Genomic DNA, 15,697 nt, shown 5'->3' with positions numbered 1-15,697 from the left:
GTGGTAAGAGAACGGATTTGAGGAAGATGCGTTACATTCTTTGGCTCGGGGGCAAAGTACAAAGCTAGGCAGAGAGAAATCCGCGTAGTTCCGCTGCACAAAGCAAGGGAACAGGAGCTTTATGTGCGTTGATAGTTAGCAGGAAACTCTCTGGTCGTATGTAATCACATGTGAGAACCCACGAATATCAGGTTGCCAGCCGGCGCAAAGAACCATTTTGCCCTCGTGCCAAGGAATGTAGACATGTCCCGTTGTTCTCAGGAAAAAACATTGCAGGGAGCACCGCCCCCTGCACCCCGTTACTCGCCGTAAGGCAGGGTCTGACTTGATAGTCAGACACGTATACAAGTATGGGCAGAATGAAGCCGCCTGTCAAAAAGAACACCTTGACAGGCTTAGTTTGGAGTACAAAAAAACAGGGATACGTGCTGGGAGTTGCTCGGTTACGTTCATATCAACGGAACTCAGATGCGTTATTCGATCATTTCCCGATATTTCCCGAGGAATAGCGGAACTCAGGTTTCTTATTGTCCCCTAACCTACCGAAAAGAAGCCCCAAACCTCGAGATAGCGAATCTGAGTTCCGCTATTTTGTGAATCACCATCCCGGGGATGCACATAGCGCATTTGAGTTCCGTTATTTCACGATGCACCCCGGTGTACACCCTAACTATCCCACTGGCTCACCAATCTAGCAGGAGTTGACGCTGCGAAGTGGTCGGTCGAACCCTCGTACGGGCCTTATGTCGCCACAATGGTGGGCTTGGACCTGATCTGCACAGAGTAGCCCGCAGAGTCTCATAACCTTTCGGGCCACTCCGCAGCCGCAGGAGCAATCAACTCCGTTGCCGCGGCCCGGGGCCGAGTCTTGCCCGAGGAGGCCTCCCGACATGCGACCAGCCCGATTAGCCACCCGCTCCGCCACCGCTCACCGTCACCGGCTTGACGCTCCTCGCGCCACCGGCCGGCTTCCCGCCGCAATGGCTCCGCCTGCGCGCCGCTCGGCAGCCGCAGGACCACTTCCGTGCCGCGGCCGGAGGCCGAGATCAGCTCGAGGCGGCCTCCCGCCATGTGGTCCGCATCACGCAGCAACCGCACTCGCGCTCCGCCACCGGCTAGACCGTCGGCCCCTCGTGCCACCGGCTTCCGCGCTTCGGCGCCCTTCAGCGGCGTACTGCCGCGCCCGGCCCCTCCGATCCTACACTCTGCTCGGCAGCCGCAGGATCACTCCCGCGCCGCAGCCGGAGGCCGAGTCTTGCCCGAGGCGGCCTCCCGCCATGCTGGCACGACCGATTGGCCGCCGGCTCCGCCGCCGCTTCCGCTTACCGTCACGGCTTGACGCTCCTCGCGCCACCGGCCGGCTCCCCGCCGCACTGCTCCGCCTGCGCGCCGCTCTGCAGCCGCCGGATCACCCCGGTGCCGCGGCCGGAGGCCGAGTATTGCCCGAGCGGCCTCCCGCTACGCTGGCACGCCCGATTGGCCGCCAGCTTCGCCACCGCTCCCGTGCACCGCCACCGGCTTGACGCCCCTCGCGCACCGGTCGGCTCCCCGCCGCAATGCCTCACCCTACACCCCGCTCGGCAGCCGCAGGATCACTTCCGTGCCGCGGCCGGGGGCCGAGATCAACTCGAGGCGGCCTCCCGCCATGCGGGCCCGCTCCTCCATGCTGAAGAGGCCGACCCCCTGGTGCCGGGCGCCGGGATCGAACCCGCGGCCTTCGTCCTTGATGCGGACCTCGATGCGGTCCCCTTCCGTGCCGATGGAGACGGACGCTTCGCTCACGCCGGCGTATTTGCCCACGTTCGTCAGCGCCTCCTGGATGATCCGGTAGATCGTCGTCTCCGTCAGAGCCGGCAGCCTTCCCCGCAAGGTGCCTGTCAGCTGCACGCGGATGCCGTAATGCTCCGTGTAGTTCTCGATATATGTACGGATCGCTGGAACGACCCCCAGGTCATCGAGCACGGAGGGACGCAGCTCCCAGGCAAGACCGCGGACGTCCTGGATAATGTCCGAAACCGTGTGCCGCAGGTGCTCGAGCTCCGCATCCCCCCGCTCGCTGATCACCCGATCCATCTGGATGAGCAGCGAGAACAGGCTCTGGCCAATCCCGTCGTGCAGTTCGCGGGAGAAGCGACGGCGCTCCTCCTCCTGGATGTTCATGACCTGCTTCATCATCATCTGGAGCTCTTCCTGCACCCGCTTCAGCTCGGTCACTTCGTTACGGATCGCGAGATACTGGTACGGCCGGCCCGACTCGTCCAGGAACGGCACGATGGTTGTGTTCACCCAGTAATAGCTGCCGTCCTTGGCCCGGTTCTTTACGTCACCGCGCCAGACCTTTCCGCTGCCGATCGTGACCCACAGTTTTTTCATGAATGCCTTATCATGATAGCCCGAGTTGATGATCCGATGATCCTGGCCCAGGAGCTCCTCCCGTGGATACTTCGAGATCTCACAGAACTTGTCGTTGACGTACTGAATCCGGCCTTCCCGGTCCGTGACCGCCACGATGGAAGACTCGTCGAGCGCGAACTTCAGGTCCGCCAGCTGCTTCAGCGACTCCCTGAACTCCTGTCTCGCCTTCGGATCTTCAATGTGGGCTTCGAGCGTGCCGATCAAGGCGTCCACGTGCTCCGCTATGACTTCCGCATGCTTGTGCCGGTCTTTATTCAAAATTCAGCAGCCCCTTCTTCATCGCATATTTGACGAGCTCCGGCCGGGTCTTCAGGCCGAGCTTCTCCATCACGTTCGCTTTGTGGGTTTCGACGGTCTTGACGCTGATCGTCAGCTGCTCTGCAATCTCCTTGTTGCTGTAGCCCATGGCCACGTGGGAGACGATCTCTTTTTCCCGGTCGGACAGCGCTTCGAACGAGCCGCTTCCTTCACCGGTTCGCATCCGCTCCATATACTCGCCCATCAGCCGTTTGGTCGCCGACGGGTTCAGGTAAGCCTGCCCCGACGCAACCGAGCGGATCGCGTTCAGCAGTTCTTCGTGCGGCGCGCTCTTTAATATGTACCCCGAAGCCCCGGCATGAATCGCGCGGAACAAATATTCATCATCGTCATGCATTGTCAGAATCAGGACGAACGTCTCAGGCGCCGCTTCCTTGAGCTCTTTGGTCGCGGTCATCCCGTCCTTGCCGTGAGGCATGCTGAGGTCCATCAGCACGACGTTCGGCCGATGCTCCAGTGCAAGGCGAATCCCTTCATCGCCGTCCGCCGCTTCACCGACCACTTCCAGATCCTCTTTGGCGTTCAGAAGCATGGAGAGTCCGCTGCGCACCACCGCATGGTCGTCTACGATTACCAGCTTAATCATTTCCGTTTCCAACTCCTCCTGCAGCATGCAGCAATTGTACTCCTCTGTTTCCTATTATCATAACAAAAAAAGAATCTCACAGGCGAGATTCACGAATGATTTCTATGGAGTTCCCCCGCGAATCTCCCGTCCCTGAGCTGTCCGCCGATCGATTCGGCCTGCGCTTCCAGCACGGTCAGGCTGCCCTGGGTATACTCATGCTCCTGTCTCATGCCGACATAGAGCACGCCGAGCATCCGCCCGAGGTAGCGGATCGGTACGGCCGCGGCAGAGGATAGTCCTTCGGCGAGCATCAGCGGACAATCCGTGCCCCCCGACGCCCGCTGCCCGCTTCCGGCCCGGCCGGTGACGGAACGTGCCGTCAACAAGGCCGTTCCGGCCAGCCCCCGGCCCGGCTTCAGCACCATATGGCGGTACCGGTCATTCTGGCTGCCCGACGCGCCGATCCAGCGGCCCTGCCGGTGGCTCCCGTCCGTCACGGCAATGCCGACGAAGTCGCTGCCCGTCTCGGTCCGAAGCCTGTCGAACAGCTCCTGTATCTTTTTCATGGCCACCGGCCTCCTTACACCCTGATCTTACAAAGGTTCCTATACGAATGAAGTCCTGCAGACAGGAACACCCAGAGCTTCCGCAGGCAAAACCATGTCTCTCCATTGTAACGGCTGGGGCATCCTTTGTAATTCAGGGAAAACCCTGATTATCCGCTAGGGGTCATCCCCTTCGGTTCCGGTAAAAAACCTCCCGGCTCTCAGGGAACATTCCCTTCGAGAATGTGATCTGCCTCACTGCGGGCGCGGGTTTTCTCCCCGGAAAAATCAGAAGATCCCCCGATGCCCCCCGGAGCTCAAAGAAGGTATGATGAATACATAAGAGATCCCGAGAGGAGATGGCACCCATGGCCATTTGCGAATATACGAAAGCAGGCAGCGCCCCGGTAACCGAAGGCATCCGCGCATTTTTTACAGACGAGAACCTTGAGAAGCTCAAGGGCATTATGTACTCGAAGCAGGTCAAAGCAGGCTCGTATCTGTTCTGGGAAGGCGAACCGGCCAACCACCTTTATTATATGAAGAAAGGCAGCATCAAACTCTCCAAGACGACCGACGCAGGGAATAAAATCACCCTGTACATCCACCACACCGGAGACCTCTTCGGTCAGATCACGCCGTTCCAGCAGAGCCTGCTCAGCTATGATGCGGAAGTGACGGAGGACGCGGAGATCGGCATCATCCAGCAGAAGGACCTCGAGATCCTGCTCTGGCAGCACGGCGACCTCGCCGTCGAATTCATGAAGTGGATGGGCATGATGCACCAGATGACCCAGACCAAATTCCGTGACCTGATGATGTACGGCAAGCCGGGCGCCCTGTGCTCGCTGCTCATCCGTCTCAGCAATTCGTACGGCCACCCCCAGGAGGACGGCATCGTGATCCGCAAGCGGATGACCAACGCCGAGATGGCCGAGATGGTCGGTGCGACCCGCGAGAGCGTCAACCGGATGCTGAACGATATGCGCAAGGAAGAAGCCATTACCATCGACAACGGCCAGATCGTCATCCGGAATCTCGAGTACCTGCGGGATATCTGCCACTGCGAGGCCTGCCCTAAGGAAATCTGCCGCGTATAACGGCAGCGGGAGTAGGAAGTCCTCTTGGACATGGAAGCGAAGCCCCCACGGGTTGTTCGCGGCCGGGTCCAAGGGGACTTTTTGGTATGAGGGCATGGTGTGCCTCATCGGCTCTGGTCTGTCTCTGTCTCTGTCTCTGTCTCCCGTTCGCCCCTACTCCGCCATTGGTCCGCCTTACTCGCCTCCCGTCCGCCTCGGGCCCGCCTCATCGCCTCCGGTACGCCTCTGGTCTTTCGTCGCTCTGCCTCTCATGCGTCTCCCGTTCGGCTTCCGGCATGCGACCTGGTGTACCCCCGGCCTGCTTCCTCCGCTTCGGATGGCGCTTGTCTATGATGCAGAACACATACTTCCCGAACGGACATCCAATGTTCGAGAGTCGGCCGAAAAGCGGACGAAAACGCTGTGCGCCGGATCACATCTTTTGCACACGCCGCCTGTTAAGCTTAATACATCACCCCTTACCAGGGAATGGAGGAATCCACATGTTTTGTTACCAATGCGAACAAACGCCGTCCGGCGGCTGTAAAGTAGTAGGTGTCTGCGGCAAGGACGAGACGATCGCCAGCCTGCAGGATACCATGATCTTCGCACTCAAAGGCATCGCCGCTTACGCCACCCACGCCCGCCAGCTCGGTTACTCCGATCCCGAAGTGGACCGGATCACCCACGAGGCGCTGTATATGACGCTTACGAACTCGAACTTTAATGTGCAGGAGCATATCGATATGGCCATGAAGGTCGGCTCCGCGGCGATCCGCATCATGGATGTGCTCGACCGGGCGCATACGACCCAGTTTGGCGTGCCGCAGCCGGTGCAGGTCAGCCAGAACCGCGTCGAGGGCCATGCAATCGTCGTCACCGGCCACAACCTGTACGCGCTCGAAGAGCTGTTGAAGCAGACCGAGGGACTCGGCATCAACATCTACACCCACTCGGAGATGCTGCCTGCCCACGGGTATCCTAAGCTGAAGCAGTACCCGCACCTCAAGGGGAACATCGGCAAAGCCTGGTTCGACCAGCGGCGCCTCTTCGAGAAATTCCCCGGCGCGATCCTGGCGACAACCAACTGTGTCATGCCGATCAAAGGAACGTATGCGGACCGCTTCTTCTCTTATGACCTTGCCGGGCTGGAAGGCGTGCGCAAGATCGAGAACGACGACTTCACCCCGCTCATCGAACGGGCGCTGTCGCTCCCTAAGGCGGACATCGAATCCGACCAGGTGCTGACGACCGGGTTCCACCATGAGACTGTCATCGGGCTGGCTCCCAAGATCATTGAAGCCGTACGTGCGGGCAAAATCCGCCGCTTCTTCGTCATCGCAGGCTGTGACGCGCCGGGCAGCGGCGGCGAATATTACCGCGAGCTGGCGACGTCCCTGCCGAACGACACCGTCATTCTGACCACATCCTGCGGCAAGTTCCGCTTCAATGACGTCGACTACGGCACGGTAGGCGACACCGGCATCCCGCGGTATATCGACCTCGGCCAGTGCAACAACTCCGGCTCGACCGTCAAGATCGCCATGGCACTCGCGGACGCCTTCGGCTGCACGGTGAACGAGCTGCCGGTCAGCATCGTGCTCTCCTGGTTCGAGCAAAAAGCCGTAGCCATCCTGCTCGGCCTGTTCAGTCTCGGCATCCAGGACATCCGCATCGGGCCGAAACCGCCGGAGTTCATCTCCCCCGGCGTAATGCAGGTACTCACCGAGACGTTCGGCCTGAAGCTCATCGGCAATGCCCAGGATGACATGGCCGCGATGCTGGCCCAGTAATCAACACACGCGGTACCCCGAATACGGCATAAGCCCGGCCCCCTGCGAATAGGAGGAGCCGGGCTCTTTTTTTATACGACGGGATCCGATCCCGCATGCCTTGCCTTCTTTCCGATATCCGGATTGGAGGTTTCAGCGCTTTCACTTCTTCGAAGCCAGGTACTCCGCCAGCTGATCGAAGGTGCCGCCGAAGCCCATCTGCATGCTCTCATGCATCGATCGGAAGAACTCGAGCTCCACCTCCGTCGCCGACACAGGTTTCCCATGCAGAGTGAACGTCGTCCGGCCGTCCTGCTCCGAGAACGTCAGGGTATTGCGAACCTCCAACGGAAACGACGCGCTGAACGGCGCACGGACCGTACGGCCTTCTTCATCCGAGAAGGAGCTGGTATAGACGAGCTTCTCCGGCGAAGAGACCTCGCTGTACATGAACTTCGCCCACATGACATGCCCTTCCGTAGACTGCAAGCGGTAATGGCACATCCCGCCCGGATGGACCTCCATCTGAGACACATCCATTGTCCAGCCCTTCGGCCCCCACCAATGCTTCAGATGCTCGGCTTGCGTGAAAGCCTGGAATACAATCTCTCTAGGCGCTTGGATGGTACGGGTGATAACCAGTTCAACGATATGGGACATACGGCATTCCTCCTGAAATTTTTGAATGGGGTTGATCCAATCAACCAATCGATAAGTTAAAAGGGCATTATACCTGTGTTACCTGCTGGACAATGACGGCTGCCAATCGTGAAGCGGTCCAGCATCGATCCGGCCCCCTCGAGCACACTGCACTTCCTAACAGTGCTTATGCAACAAATATACCCGTACAGGAATATTCCTGTCAAGGAATATTAAAACCGCAAAAAACGGCCCCTCCGCACCGGCGGGAAGAACCGTCGTCTTACTCATCCGCTTCCTTCATCGCCCCAAGCTCCTCGATGAGCTGGCGCGAGCGCTTCGCGTTGCCTTCGGCAAAGTTCTGGAGCCTGACCTTGAGCTCCTCGTTATCCTCAATACGCTCGGATGCAATGACATAAGTACGCAGCAGTTCATTCTCCTGCTCGAGGGCCTCGGTCAGCACCTGCTTCAGCTCCTCGGGGTCCAGCGGACCGTCTTCCCGTTCACGTTCTGTCATGGCTTTCACCTCCCATGTGTAACATTACCCGGGAGAAGGTGAACTATACCAGCACCGGTCAGCGGACCTGCAGAAGATCTTCTTTCAGCCTGCGCCGGGTGAGATGATAACCGCGTGCCGGATGAGCAGCAGGCTGGCCATAGAGAGTAAACCCCGCCCTTGGCAGAGGAGCAGCAGTCTTCCGCGGGAGGTCTCGTTGTACTTGTCGCGGCATCTCAGCCCCACTGGGCTCTTGCCAAAACCCTTAACCTGCCGGAGCCCTGCTCCCGCTAAAGCCACCGGAGCCTGTACTGCAGCCCGGCCTGCAGATCGACGGAGATCATCCGGGTCCCTCCCGGACCTTCCACTTCGAGGCGTGTCCTCCCGTCGGCGAATACCGGAATGGAGATATGCTGGGTGAGATTCAGGTAGCACTTGAGGTGGGTTCCTTCGGGAACCATCACCGCCCGGACCAGCTCGAAGGTGCGCGGCGGTGCCTGGGCGTCCCCTTCCATCGTATCCTCGATCCGGATCTCCACCTGCCGGCCGCAAAGCCCCATCACCGCCTGCTCCAAGTCCCTGACGACCTCGCTGTGCGCTGCTTTACTGGCATTCATGGGTCTGAGCCTCCCTTTGTTTTTTCTTCAGCCTGCACGGACCGGCATCCTCCTTGGGTGTCACAAGCAGGCGGTATCCGGCAAGCCAGGTCCACCACGCCTCCGGCATCTCCCGCTCCATGCGGTCCAGCAGCTCTTCCTCCGACCCCCAGGGGCCGAGGCCGTTCATCCGGGCCACGACGATCTCGAAGCCGTCCTCCAGCTTCGGATCCAGATCCAGCGAAGCCCCCGGCAGCACCCGGCGCAGATCGGAGGCCAGTTCTTCCTGCAGCGGCCTGGCGTTCACTTCCAGGGTGCGGACGAAGCACAGGGCGGCATCGTATTCGCTTGGCATGGGCTCAATCCTCCTCTTTTACGCCTGATTCTTCTCCCGCTTGTAAATCCAGAACGAGAGCGGGAACAGGATGACATTTCCTCCCGCGAACAGCAGTACTCTCGCATACTTCTCATAGAAAAAAGCGTTCACGACCTGCTGCGTAAAAACGATGCTGAGCAGCAGCACAAGACTCAGGAGTATGACGCCAAGCCAGCTACGTTTCATAGCGCTTCACCCCTACGGCGTAGATCGTTCCCTGCTCGATCTTCAGCTCGATCTCCGGCAGCGGCCGCTTGGGCGGTCCTGCCACAGGCGCCCCTGTACGTACGTCGAACAGACCGTGATGGCATGGACAGACGAGCTCGCCTTTCTCCCCGCTCCAGAATACAGGACACTTGAGGTGGGTGCAGGCATTCTGGTAAGCCCTGAACTCCCCTTCCCCCAGCCGGACCAGCAGCGCGGAATCGTGCTCGCCCGGATAGGCGAACTCGGCGGCTTCGCCGACTTTAAGGTCGCTCAGCGTGGTAATCCTGATCTTCGGAAAAGCCTTCTTCCCCGGGCTCGCCAGCTCTTTGGCCGCGATCGCCCCCCAGGGAAGCGTCGATACGGCGAAAACACCCGCCGCCCCGACCATCGTCTTCATGAAGCTCCGGCGGTCGAGCCGGCGCTCGTTATCCTTGCGGATATTGTGGGTGTAATTATCCTCATGGGGAGGAACCGCTCCGTTCCCCCGTGGTTGATCTCCGTTCATGGTTATCCCTCCGCTTCTGCTGCCTGAGGCCCTCCGGCTCAGAACAGCTTCACTTTCCCCTGCAGGATTCCCGGCAGGCTGATCTTCACGTTCGTCTCGCCGACCAGCGGATCGTCCGGCAGGCGGCTCGCCGTCCATTGCCCAAGCTGATGCCCCTCCCGCTTCGCCTTCAGCTCGTCTTCGGTGAGCCACTGCAGCGTGTTCGTCGGGCAGACGGAGGCGCACATCGGCGGAATGCCGTCCTTCGTGCGGTCGTAGCACAGGTCGCATTTGTACATGAGGTTCTGCTCTTCATCGAACTTCGGTATGCCGTAAGGGCAGGCGATCGTACAGTTCTGGCAGCCGATGCACTTCTCCACCAGGGCGGAGAGCACCGCGCCTTCGGGCGTCACCTGGATCGCCTGGGCCGGGCAGCTGCGGGCACAGGCCGGGTTCACGCAGTGCAGGCACATCAGGGGAATCGTCTGGCGGTTCACCAGCGGATTCACGTCGTACACATAGTTGCGGTTGCGCTCATCGTGCCCGCCGCACTGGGTGCAGGCGGCCAGACAGCTGCGGCAGCCGATGCAGTTGTCCATTTCGATATATAAATGCTGCTTCATGTCTGTATGGCCTCCTTAGGGTTAGCTGATGCTTGTATGGCGGCTGAGGCCGTGAGCTTATCGATCTCTGCAGCGCAAGCCTTGAATTCCGGCATGCGTGAAGTCGGGTCCAGGGCGGCGATGGTCAGCAGATTGACGGATTTCTCATGGCCGAAGTGGTAGGGCACGAACACCGTATCTTTGCGGATCGCCTCGGTGATCTTCACTTTGAAAACCGCCTCTCCCCGGCGGGTGCGGACCCGGACCATCTCTTCATGCTCGATCCCGTAGCGCTCCGCCGTCTCGGGATGCACCTCCACGAACGGCTCCGGGCACATGTCGCGCAGGAACGGGATCCGGCGGGTCTGGTTGCCCGACAGGTAATGGTACACGACCCGGCCTGTCGTCAGGCGCAGCGGGTAAGCCCCGCACGGCTCTTCCGCCGGCGGCCGGTAAGGCAGCGCACAGAGGAGCGCTTTGCCGTCCGGGTGATTGAACTTTTTGTCGAGGAACATATGCGGTGTCCCCGGGTCGTCTTCATCGCGGCAGGGCCAGAAGACGCCCTGCTGCTTCTCGATCTTCTCCCAGGTGGCGCCGTAGTAATCGGCATAGCCGCCTTTGCTCGCCAGACGGAACTCGTCGTTGATATCCCGCGCCGTCTTCAGATGGCGGAAGTACTGTCCGCGGCCGAGACGCTCCGCCAGCTCCACTTGAATCTCCCAGTCGGGCTTCGACTCGCCGAGCGGCTCCTGCGCTTTGTTGATTTTGATCGTACGGCCCTCGAGGTTCGTCACGGTCCCTTCATCCTCACTCCAGGTCACGGTAGGAAGCACGACATCCGCGAATTCGGCGGATTCGGAGAGGAACATGTCGCCGCAGACCATGAAGTCGAGATTCATCAGTGCCGCGCGCACCTCGTTCAGGTTCGGGGCGGAGACCGCCGGATTCGAGCAGAGCAGATACAGGCCGCGGATCGTCTTGTCCTGCATCAGCCCGAACATCTCGTAAGCCGATACCCCCGCCTGCGGCATCTCCTCGGGCCGGATCCCCCACACCTTGCACACTTCCTCCACGTGCTTCGGATTCGCAATCTTGCGGTAGCCCGGCAGCGCGTCGGCCTTCTGTCCGTGCTCGCGGCCGCCTTGGCCGTTACCCTGCCCCGTGAAGGTGGCTACGCCGGACTTCGGACGGCCGATTTTGCCGGTGAGGAGGCTCATGTTCGTGTAAGCCGATACGTTGTCGACGCCTTTGTGCTGCTGCTCGATACCGCGGGCGAACATGACGACCGCGTTCGGCGCCTTCCCGTAAATCTCGGCGGCACGGATCAGCTTCTCGGGAGCCACACCCGTAATCTCGCTCGTATACTCCGGCGTGAACTCCTTCACGACCTCCAGCATGGCATCAAAGCCGTTCGTGTGCTTCTTTACGAACTCGCGGTCCGCATAGCCGCCCTGAATCAGCAGGTTGACCATGCAATTGGCGAGCGCAAGGTCCGTCCCCGGCCGCAGATCGAGATGGACATCGGCCCGGCGGGCGATCGGCGTCTCTCTCGGATCGGCGACAATCAGGTAGCCGCCGCGGTTCTGCACTTCCCAGATGCGGAACATCGAGGTCGGGTGGCACTCGGCCGTATTGCTGCCGGCGATGAACAGGCAGTCCGTCTCATGCAGATCCGTCCAGGGCAGCGTGGATCCCCGGTCGATGCCGAAGCTGCGCATGAACCCTGCCGCCGCGCTTGACATACAGAAGCGGCCGTTGTAATCGATATAGCGGGTCTGCAGGGCCACACGGGCGAATTTGCCGGTGAGGTAGCATTTTTCGTTCGTCATGGATACGCCGCTGAAGACGGAGAGGCTGTCTTTGCCATAGCCGGCTTGAAGCTCCTGGAATTTGCGCACGATAAGCTCGTAGGCTTCTTCCCACGTGGCCTCCCGGAAGCCGTGCTTCGTCCCGCGAAGGGAGCGGTCGTCGCGGATCAGCGGCTTCAGCAGCCGGTCGTCGTGATTCGTCTGCTGATAGGCCGTCACCCCTTTGGGGCACATCTTGCCGAGGTTCACCGGCCAGTCGTAGCGGGGCTCGACCCCGATGATCTTGTTCGTGGAGGTGTCCACCCGCAGCTTCATCCCGCACTGCATTCCGCAGTAGGAGCAGTGGGTATCGACGAGCTTTTCGCCCGGATGCTGTTTGTTCTCGATCACTTTAAAAAACTTATCCTTTGGCATTCTGGTTGGCCTCCTTCACGCGGATCTCATGGGTGGGCACGCCCGTGAACCGGGACATGCGGTATTTGCGGCGGCAGGGCAGGCACAGCTCGGCGAGCTGGTAGCCCTCCGGTGTGGTGAACTCCATACCGTTTGTTTTCAGCACATTCATGACATCCTGCGCTTGTTCAGTAGAAACATAATGCGTTCCGCATACGCGGCAGGGCTTCGGCGCCTGCTGTCCGTAATGCTCGCGGTAATTGCGGGCGAGCACGCTCATGGGACGGAACGGGATATGGGCAAGCTTTCCGAAAGGGATGTAGATCAGGGTAACGATCACGGACCATTGGTGGATCATCGACATCACCGGATGCCCCCAGCCGTGCAGGAACACATTGCTGAACGTGAGCAGCAGACCCGTAATCGAGATGAAGAGCAGCAGATACAGCGGCAGAAAGTCGTAGACGAAGCTCTGCTCCGCACGGGCCTGCATGTTCTTCAGGCGCCGGTACAGCGCCATGCACACCCCGCCGATCACCATCATTGCCGTGAAGTTCAGCGCGTTATAGAAGAAGAAGGCGAGGATTCCATCGGCTTTGACTTTCATGAGATCGATTCCGAAGCCGACCACCGTATAATAGCCGTTGTCTCCCATCGTGAAGTACATCCAGCCGAACACCAGCGGGAACGTGACGAAGGCGGACAGAATGCAGCCCCAGCCGAGCAGAATGTGCTGCGTCCAGCGGTACCAGCCCCGGTTCCAGATGAACTTGTAGACGACAAGCTGATCGGCGGCGGTCTTCGGCGTCGACTTGCGGAACAGCAGCCGCAGACCCTTCGTCAGAATGAGCCGCGTTGGCGGCCGGTCCGCCCACGCCATGAAGCGGTAGAAGAACCCCCCGATGAAAACCACCGTGCCGACCATGTATCCGTATAAGGCCAGATCGATATGGGTAAACAGCCTTGAACCCAGGTACATCAGGATGATCAGACCGCAGACCGTTAAGAAAACATTGCGTGCCCATCTCGAAGCGAATGCTCTGTTCATGCTTCATTTCTCCTCGCCAGTCAGTTTCGATAGGTCAAGTAAACCATATTGGAAAGCCCCCTATCAGTGATGTAGATCACCTGAGATATGGCAGAACATAACAAAGACGCCCGGGGGCTTCCGAGCGTCGCTGCTGGGGGATGAAGAGTAAGGCAGAATGGCGGCGGGTATGGAGGTTAGTACACATCGGAGGTCCAGGCGGCGGGGGCAGAAAGTGGGGCCGGCTGTGCGGGTAGCGCGGGGACCGGCTGCGCGGGGCGTCGGCTGCGCGGTAGCGCGGGCTGTGTGGGCAGGGCTGCGCGGGCAACGCCGGTAGCGCCGGCACAGCCGATAGCGCGGGCTGCGCGGGTAGCACCGGTAACGCGGGCTGCGCGGCTGCGCGGGCAACGCCGGTAGCGCCGGCACCGCGGGTAGCGCGGGCAACGCCGGGCACCGACAGCGCGTGGCGGACCGGGCACAGCAGCGGCATGGCCCCGCGCGGGATAACGGAACTCAGATGTCTTATTCGAGCATTTCCCATCATTTCCCGAGGGATAACGGAACTCAGATGTCTTATTTGTCTCCAAGCCACCATCCCCCCCCCCCCCGAACGCAGCAATAGCGAATCTGAGTTCCGCTATCCCTGCATCGGCCGGTTAAAAGAGATCCATAGCGAATCGTAGTTCCGTTATTTCTAAATGGAGTGCCACCCGCTCATCTCTTATGAACTCCACTCAGCTCCATCCGCTAACCTGTCACACCCCCGGCGCTCTTCTCGGACGCCTTCTTACCCCCTCTCCCCCGCAAGCTGCAGGCTTTCCTGCATCAGCGGCAGCAGCAGTTCCTCCTCGGCCTCCAGATGCTCCCGTACCAGCCGGATTGCCTGCATCAGATCCTCAAGCACGCGGGACAGCACCGCTCCTCGGCCTCCGGCCTTCAGGCCACTCACCCCCTGGAAAAAGGAATCGAAAAACTCATCCGCCAGTTCGTGCTCCTTCTCCAACATCCAAAGCGAGGTCACGATGATATGCCCCTCCGGCGTACAAAACAGCTCCATCAGCCGCGGGAACAGATCATCCGTTTCCCACATCGAATGCAGATCCAGTTCGGCGCGCAGTACCGCGGCATCCCGGTGCAGATCGTCCAGCAGCAGCCGGTCCGGATAAGAGCCGTGTCCTCCTCTATCCACGCCTGCCGCCCGTATCTTCGCTTCGAGCGTACATACTTTCTCTCCCAGACTCCGGTGCTCTTCCGTCAAACGTCTCCACGCGGGTCCCAAATATGCTGTCATACCAATCCCTCCTAATTTAAATACTATCGAAATGGACCGTTCGCCCGTGGGCGGCAGTCCCTTATGAACTTTTGATCGACCGGCGGACCTTGTAGATGAGAAATGCGCTCAGGTACCAACACACGAGGCCGAGTCCCAGACTGAGCCACCACAGACCCGTCATTTTCATAAAATACAGCACGGTGACGACACAGACGGCGCATCCCGCCATACCATACACGGAGCCCCGGGCAATCTCGGATGCCCTTGCCGAGCCTTGCGCCCAGCCTACCATGAGTACCGCAACGATCATCACCGCCGGGAAGGTGGCGAAGATCCCGCCAAGCGCCTTCCATGGCAGCAGCACCGAGGCCGCATAACTCAGCACCACCGCACTTCCGCCCAGTACAAAACGCAGCAGCAAATCCTTCAGGTTCGTATTCATCGTCATCAGGCCAACCTTTCGTTATATGCTAAAGAGCAGATACGACACGCCGAGCGATACGGCGAACCAGCCGCCGATCGACAGCGACAGCCCCCTTTTCCATCCCCGCTTGGCACACAGATAGCCGACAGCAGCGGCGCATAGAATGTTGATCCCCATCCCGATCAGCGCCCCCTGGGACAGGGAGATCGAACGGGCCACGAGATCGCTGCCGGTGTGATCGAGCCGAATCGCTACGAGGGCGGCCAGATAGACGGCTGGAAAAGCCGCGAAGATGCCTCCGACGCTGCCTCCAAGCTTCTTGGAGAGCACGGAGGCCAAGACGACAGCCCCTCCACCGAACAGAAAACGAAGCAGCATAGCGGCAAGTGACAGGCGAACCATAGGTTTTCCCCTCCTGATTTCTCTTTACCATTGTGATTATTTTCACGTAGTTAAATCGAGGGATTCCTTGCAATGGGATGTCAAAAGGAATGCAATGAAACCATCAACTTATGTTTCCATTATACAGGTTGGAAGCAGCCGTAAGATGTGCGGCAGATCACTTACCGGCGAAAAATAAAGCATCGCCTGATCGCCTTTGTTCGACCGTTCTCACCGAACCCCGCCATCTTATCGCTCCCTTCCTTTCACGCTCCAACAAAAAGAAGGCCGTAC

The 15,697-nt window shown here is 59.8% G+C and carries 18 protein-coding genes; 2 read left to right on the top strand and 16 right to left on the bottom strand.

Going from position 1 to position 15,697, the window contains the following annotated elements; genetic code table 11:
• Positions 1 to 1,328 precede the first annotated feature (1,328 nt).
• The 4 genes from ACP26L_RS08970 to ACP26L_RS08955 form a co-directional block, all read right to left on the bottom strand.
• Positions 1,329 to 1,565 (bottom strand): hypothetical protein, encoded by a 237-nt coding sequence (locus ACP26L_RS08970; protein ID WP_426452171.1) that lies wholly within the window; start codon positions 1,563 to 1,565, stop codon positions 1,329 to 1,331.
• Between the two features lies 1 nt (position 1,566).
• Positions 1,567 to 2,673 carry a PAS domain-containing sensor histidine kinase gene (locus ACP26L_RS08965; protein WP_426452170.1) on the bottom strand — a complete coding sequence of 369 codons (1,107 nt, stop codon included), beginning with the start codon at positions 2,671 to 2,673 and terminating at the stop codon, positions 1,567 to 1,569.
• Positions 2,666 to 3,319, bottom strand: a complete 654-nt coding sequence (locus ACP26L_RS08960) for a response regulator transcription factor (protein ID WP_426452169.1) — start codon at positions 3,317 to 3,319, stop codon at positions 2,666 to 2,668. Before ACP26L_RS08960 ends, ACP26L_RS08965 begins: the two co-directional genes overlap by 8 nt.
• An 89-nt stretch (positions 3,320 to 3,408) precedes the next feature.
• Positions 3,409 to 3,867 carry a GAF domain-containing protein gene (locus ACP26L_RS08955; RefSeq protein ID WP_426452168.1) on the bottom strand — a complete coding sequence of 153 codons (459 nt, stop codon included), beginning with the start codon at positions 3,865 to 3,867 and terminating at the stop codon, positions 3,409 to 3,411.
• A gap of 347 nt (positions 3,868 to 4,214) precedes the next feature.
• Between ACP26L_RS08955 and ACP26L_RS08950 the strand changes: the two genes are divergently transcribed.
• Together ACP26L_RS08950 and hcp are read left to right on the top strand one after the other, a co-directional pair.
• The gene (locus ACP26L_RS08950; RefSeq protein ID WP_426452167.1) at positions 4,215 to 4,946 is read left to right on the top strand and encodes a Crp/Fnr family transcriptional regulator; all 732 of its coding nucleotides are present in this window, start codon (positions 4,215 to 4,217) and stop codon (positions 4,944 to 4,946) included.
• Positions 4,947 to 5,428: 482 nt separating this feature from the next.
• Positions 5,429 to 6,718, top strand: a complete 1,290-nt coding sequence (gene hcp, locus ACP26L_RS08945) for a hydroxylamine reductase (protein ID WP_426452166.1) — start codon at positions 5,429 to 5,431, stop codon at positions 6,716 to 6,718.
• A 141-nt stretch (positions 6,719 to 6,859) separates the two neighbouring features.
• On the opposite strand, the gene ACP26L_RS08940 is transcribed toward hcp, so the two are convergent.
• The 12 genes from ACP26L_RS08940 to ACP26L_RS08885 form a co-directional block, all read right to left on the bottom strand.
• Positions 6,860 to 7,357 carry an SRPBCC domain-containing protein gene (locus tag ACP26L_RS08940; protein WP_426452165.1) on the bottom strand — a complete coding sequence of 166 codons (498 nt, stop codon included), beginning with the start codon at positions 7,355 to 7,357 and terminating at the stop codon, positions 6,860 to 6,862.
• A 262-nt stretch (positions 7,358 to 7,619) separates the two neighbouring features.
• Positions 7,620 to 7,853, bottom strand: coding sequence for a hypothetical protein (locus ACP26L_RS08935; RefSeq protein ID WP_426452164.1), 234 nt, complete (start codon positions 7,851 to 7,853; stop codon positions 7,620 to 7,622).
• A gap of 269 nt (positions 7,854 to 8,122) precedes the next feature.
• Positions 8,123 to 8,449 carry a hypothetical protein gene (locus tag ACP26L_RS08930; RefSeq protein ID WP_426452163.1) on the bottom strand — a complete coding sequence of 109 codons (327 nt, stop codon included), beginning with the start codon at positions 8,447 to 8,449 and terminating at the stop codon, positions 8,123 to 8,125.
• Positions 8,436 to 8,783: a hypothetical protein gene (locus tag ACP26L_RS08925; protein WP_426452162.1), complete on the bottom strand. Its 348-nt coding sequence runs from the start codon at positions 8,781 to 8,783 to the stop codon at positions 8,436 to 8,438. The genes ACP26L_RS08930 and ACP26L_RS08925 overlap by 14 nt, the downstream gene beginning before the upstream one ends.
• Positions 8,784 to 8,801: 18 nt before the next feature.
• Positions 8,802 to 8,990 carry a hypothetical protein gene (locus tag ACP26L_RS08920; protein ID WP_426452161.1) on the bottom strand — a complete coding sequence of 63 codons (189 nt, stop codon included), beginning with the start codon at positions 8,988 to 8,990 and terminating at the stop codon, positions 8,802 to 8,804.
• Positions 8,980 to 9,516, bottom strand: a complete 537-nt coding sequence (locus ACP26L_RS08915) for a Rieske 2Fe-2S domain-containing protein (protein WP_426452160.1) — start codon at positions 9,514 to 9,516, stop codon at positions 8,980 to 8,982. Before ACP26L_RS08915 ends, ACP26L_RS08920 begins: the two co-directional genes overlap by 11 nt.
• A gap of 38 nt (positions 9,517 to 9,554) precedes the next feature.
• Complete coding sequence (locus ACP26L_RS08910) at positions 9,555 to 10,118, bottom strand: 4Fe-4S dicluster domain-containing protein (protein WP_426452159.1); 564 nt, start codon at positions 10,116 to 10,118, stop codon at positions 9,555 to 9,557.
• The gene (locus ACP26L_RS08905) at positions 10,115 to 12,319 is read right to left on the bottom strand and encodes a molybdopterin oxidoreductase family protein (protein WP_426452158.1); all 2,205 of its coding nucleotides are present in this window, start codon (positions 12,317 to 12,319) and stop codon (positions 10,115 to 10,117) included. The genes ACP26L_RS08910 and ACP26L_RS08905 overlap by 4 nt, the downstream gene beginning before the upstream one ends.
• Positions 12,306 to 13,346, bottom strand: a complete 1,041-nt coding sequence (locus ACP26L_RS08900; protein ID WP_426452157.1) for a hypothetical protein — start codon at positions 13,344 to 13,346, stop codon at positions 12,306 to 12,308. Before ACP26L_RS08900 ends, ACP26L_RS08905 begins: the two co-directional genes overlap by 14 nt.
• A 766-nt stretch (positions 13,347 to 14,112) precedes the next feature.
• On the bottom strand, positions 14,113 to 14,616 hold the full coding sequence (locus ACP26L_RS08895) for a hemerythrin domain-containing protein (protein ID WP_426452156.1): 504 nt from the start codon (positions 14,614 to 14,616) through the stop codon (positions 14,113 to 14,115).
• Between the two features lie 61 nt (positions 14,617 to 14,677).
• Positions 14,678 to 15,046: a DUF3147 family protein gene (locus tag ACP26L_RS08890; RefSeq protein ID WP_426452155.1), complete on the bottom strand. Its 369-nt coding sequence runs from the start codon at positions 15,044 to 15,046 to the stop codon at positions 14,678 to 14,680.
• Between the two features lie 15 nt (positions 15,047 to 15,061).
• Entirely contained in the window at positions 15,062 to 15,424 is a 363-nt protein-coding gene (locus ACP26L_RS08885; RefSeq protein WP_269864007.1) for a DUF3147 family protein, read from the bottom strand.
• Between the last annotated feature and the right edge of the window lie 273 nt (positions 15,425 to 15,697).

It is taken from the genome of Paenibacillus sp. S-38, from assembly GCF_049942825.1.
Lineage (GTDB): Bacteria > Bacillota > Bacilli > Paenibacillales > NBRC-103111 > Paenibacillus_G.
This window is presented reverse-complemented; position numbering and strand designations above follow the sequence as displayed.

Excerpts from the sequence above, each read along its gene's own strand:
- ACP26L_RS08955 (WP_426452168.1), bottom strand. The coding sequence starts at position 3,867 with ATGAAAAAGATACAGGAGCTGTTCGACAGGCTTCGGACCGAGACGGGC.
- ACP26L_RS08925 (WP_426452162.1), bottom strand. The coding sequence starts at position 8,783 with ATGCCAAGCGAATACGATGCCGCCCTGTGCTTCGTCCGCACCCTGGAA.
- hcp (WP_426452166.1), top strand. The coding sequence starts at position 5,429 with ATGTTTTGTTACCAATGCGAACAAACGCCGTCCGGCGGCTGTAAAGTA.
- ACP26L_RS08930 (WP_426452163.1), bottom strand. The coding sequence starts at position 8,449 with ATGAATGCCAGTAAAGCAGCGCACAGCGAGGTCGTCAGGGACTTGGAG.
- ACP26L_RS08910 (WP_426452159.1), bottom strand. The coding sequence starts at position 10,118 with ATGAAGCAGCATTTATATATCGAAATGGACAACTGCATCGGCTGCCGC.
- ACP26L_RS08950 (WP_426452167.1), top strand. The coding sequence starts at position 4,215 with ATGGCCATTTGCGAATATACGAAAGCAGGCAGCGCCCCGGTAACCGAA.
- ACP26L_RS08915 (WP_426452160.1), bottom strand. The coding sequence starts at position 9,516 with ATGAACGGAGATCAACCACGGGGGAACGGAGCGGTTCCTCCCCATGAG.
- ACP26L_RS08890 (WP_426452155.1), bottom strand. The coding sequence starts at position 15,046 with ATGACGATGAATACGAACCTGAAGGATTTGCTGCTGCGTTTTGTACTG.
- ACP26L_RS08905 (WP_426452158.1), bottom strand. The coding sequence starts at position 12,319 with ATGCCAAAGGATAAGTTTTTTAAAGTGATCGAGAACAAACAGCATCCG.
- ACP26L_RS08940 (WP_426452165.1), bottom strand. The coding sequence starts at position 7,357 with ATGTCCCATATCGTTGAACTGGTTATCACCCGTACCATCCAAGCGCCT.
- ACP26L_RS08895 (WP_426452156.1), bottom strand. The coding sequence starts at position 14,616 with ATGACAGCATATTTGGGACCCGCGTGGAGACGTTTGACGGAAGAGCAC.
- ACP26L_RS08935 (WP_426452164.1), bottom strand. The coding sequence starts at position 7,853 with ATGACAGAACGTGAACGGGAAGACGGTCCGCTGGACCCCGAGGAGCTG.
- ACP26L_RS08900 (WP_426452157.1), bottom strand. The coding sequence starts at position 13,346 with ATGAACAGAGCATTCGCTTCGAGATGGGCACGCAATGTTTTCTTAACG.
- ACP26L_RS08960 (WP_426452169.1), bottom strand. The coding sequence starts at position 3,319 with ATGATTAAGCTGGTAATCGTAGACGACCATGCGGTGGTGCGCAGCGGA.
- ACP26L_RS08885 (WP_269864007.1), bottom strand. The coding sequence starts at position 15,424 with ATGGTTCGCCTGTCACTTGCCGCTATGCTGCTTCGTTTTCTGTTCGGT.
- ACP26L_RS08920 (WP_426452161.1), bottom strand. The coding sequence starts at position 8,990 with ATGAAACGTAGCTGGCTTGGCGTCATACTCCTGAGTCTTGTGCTGCTG.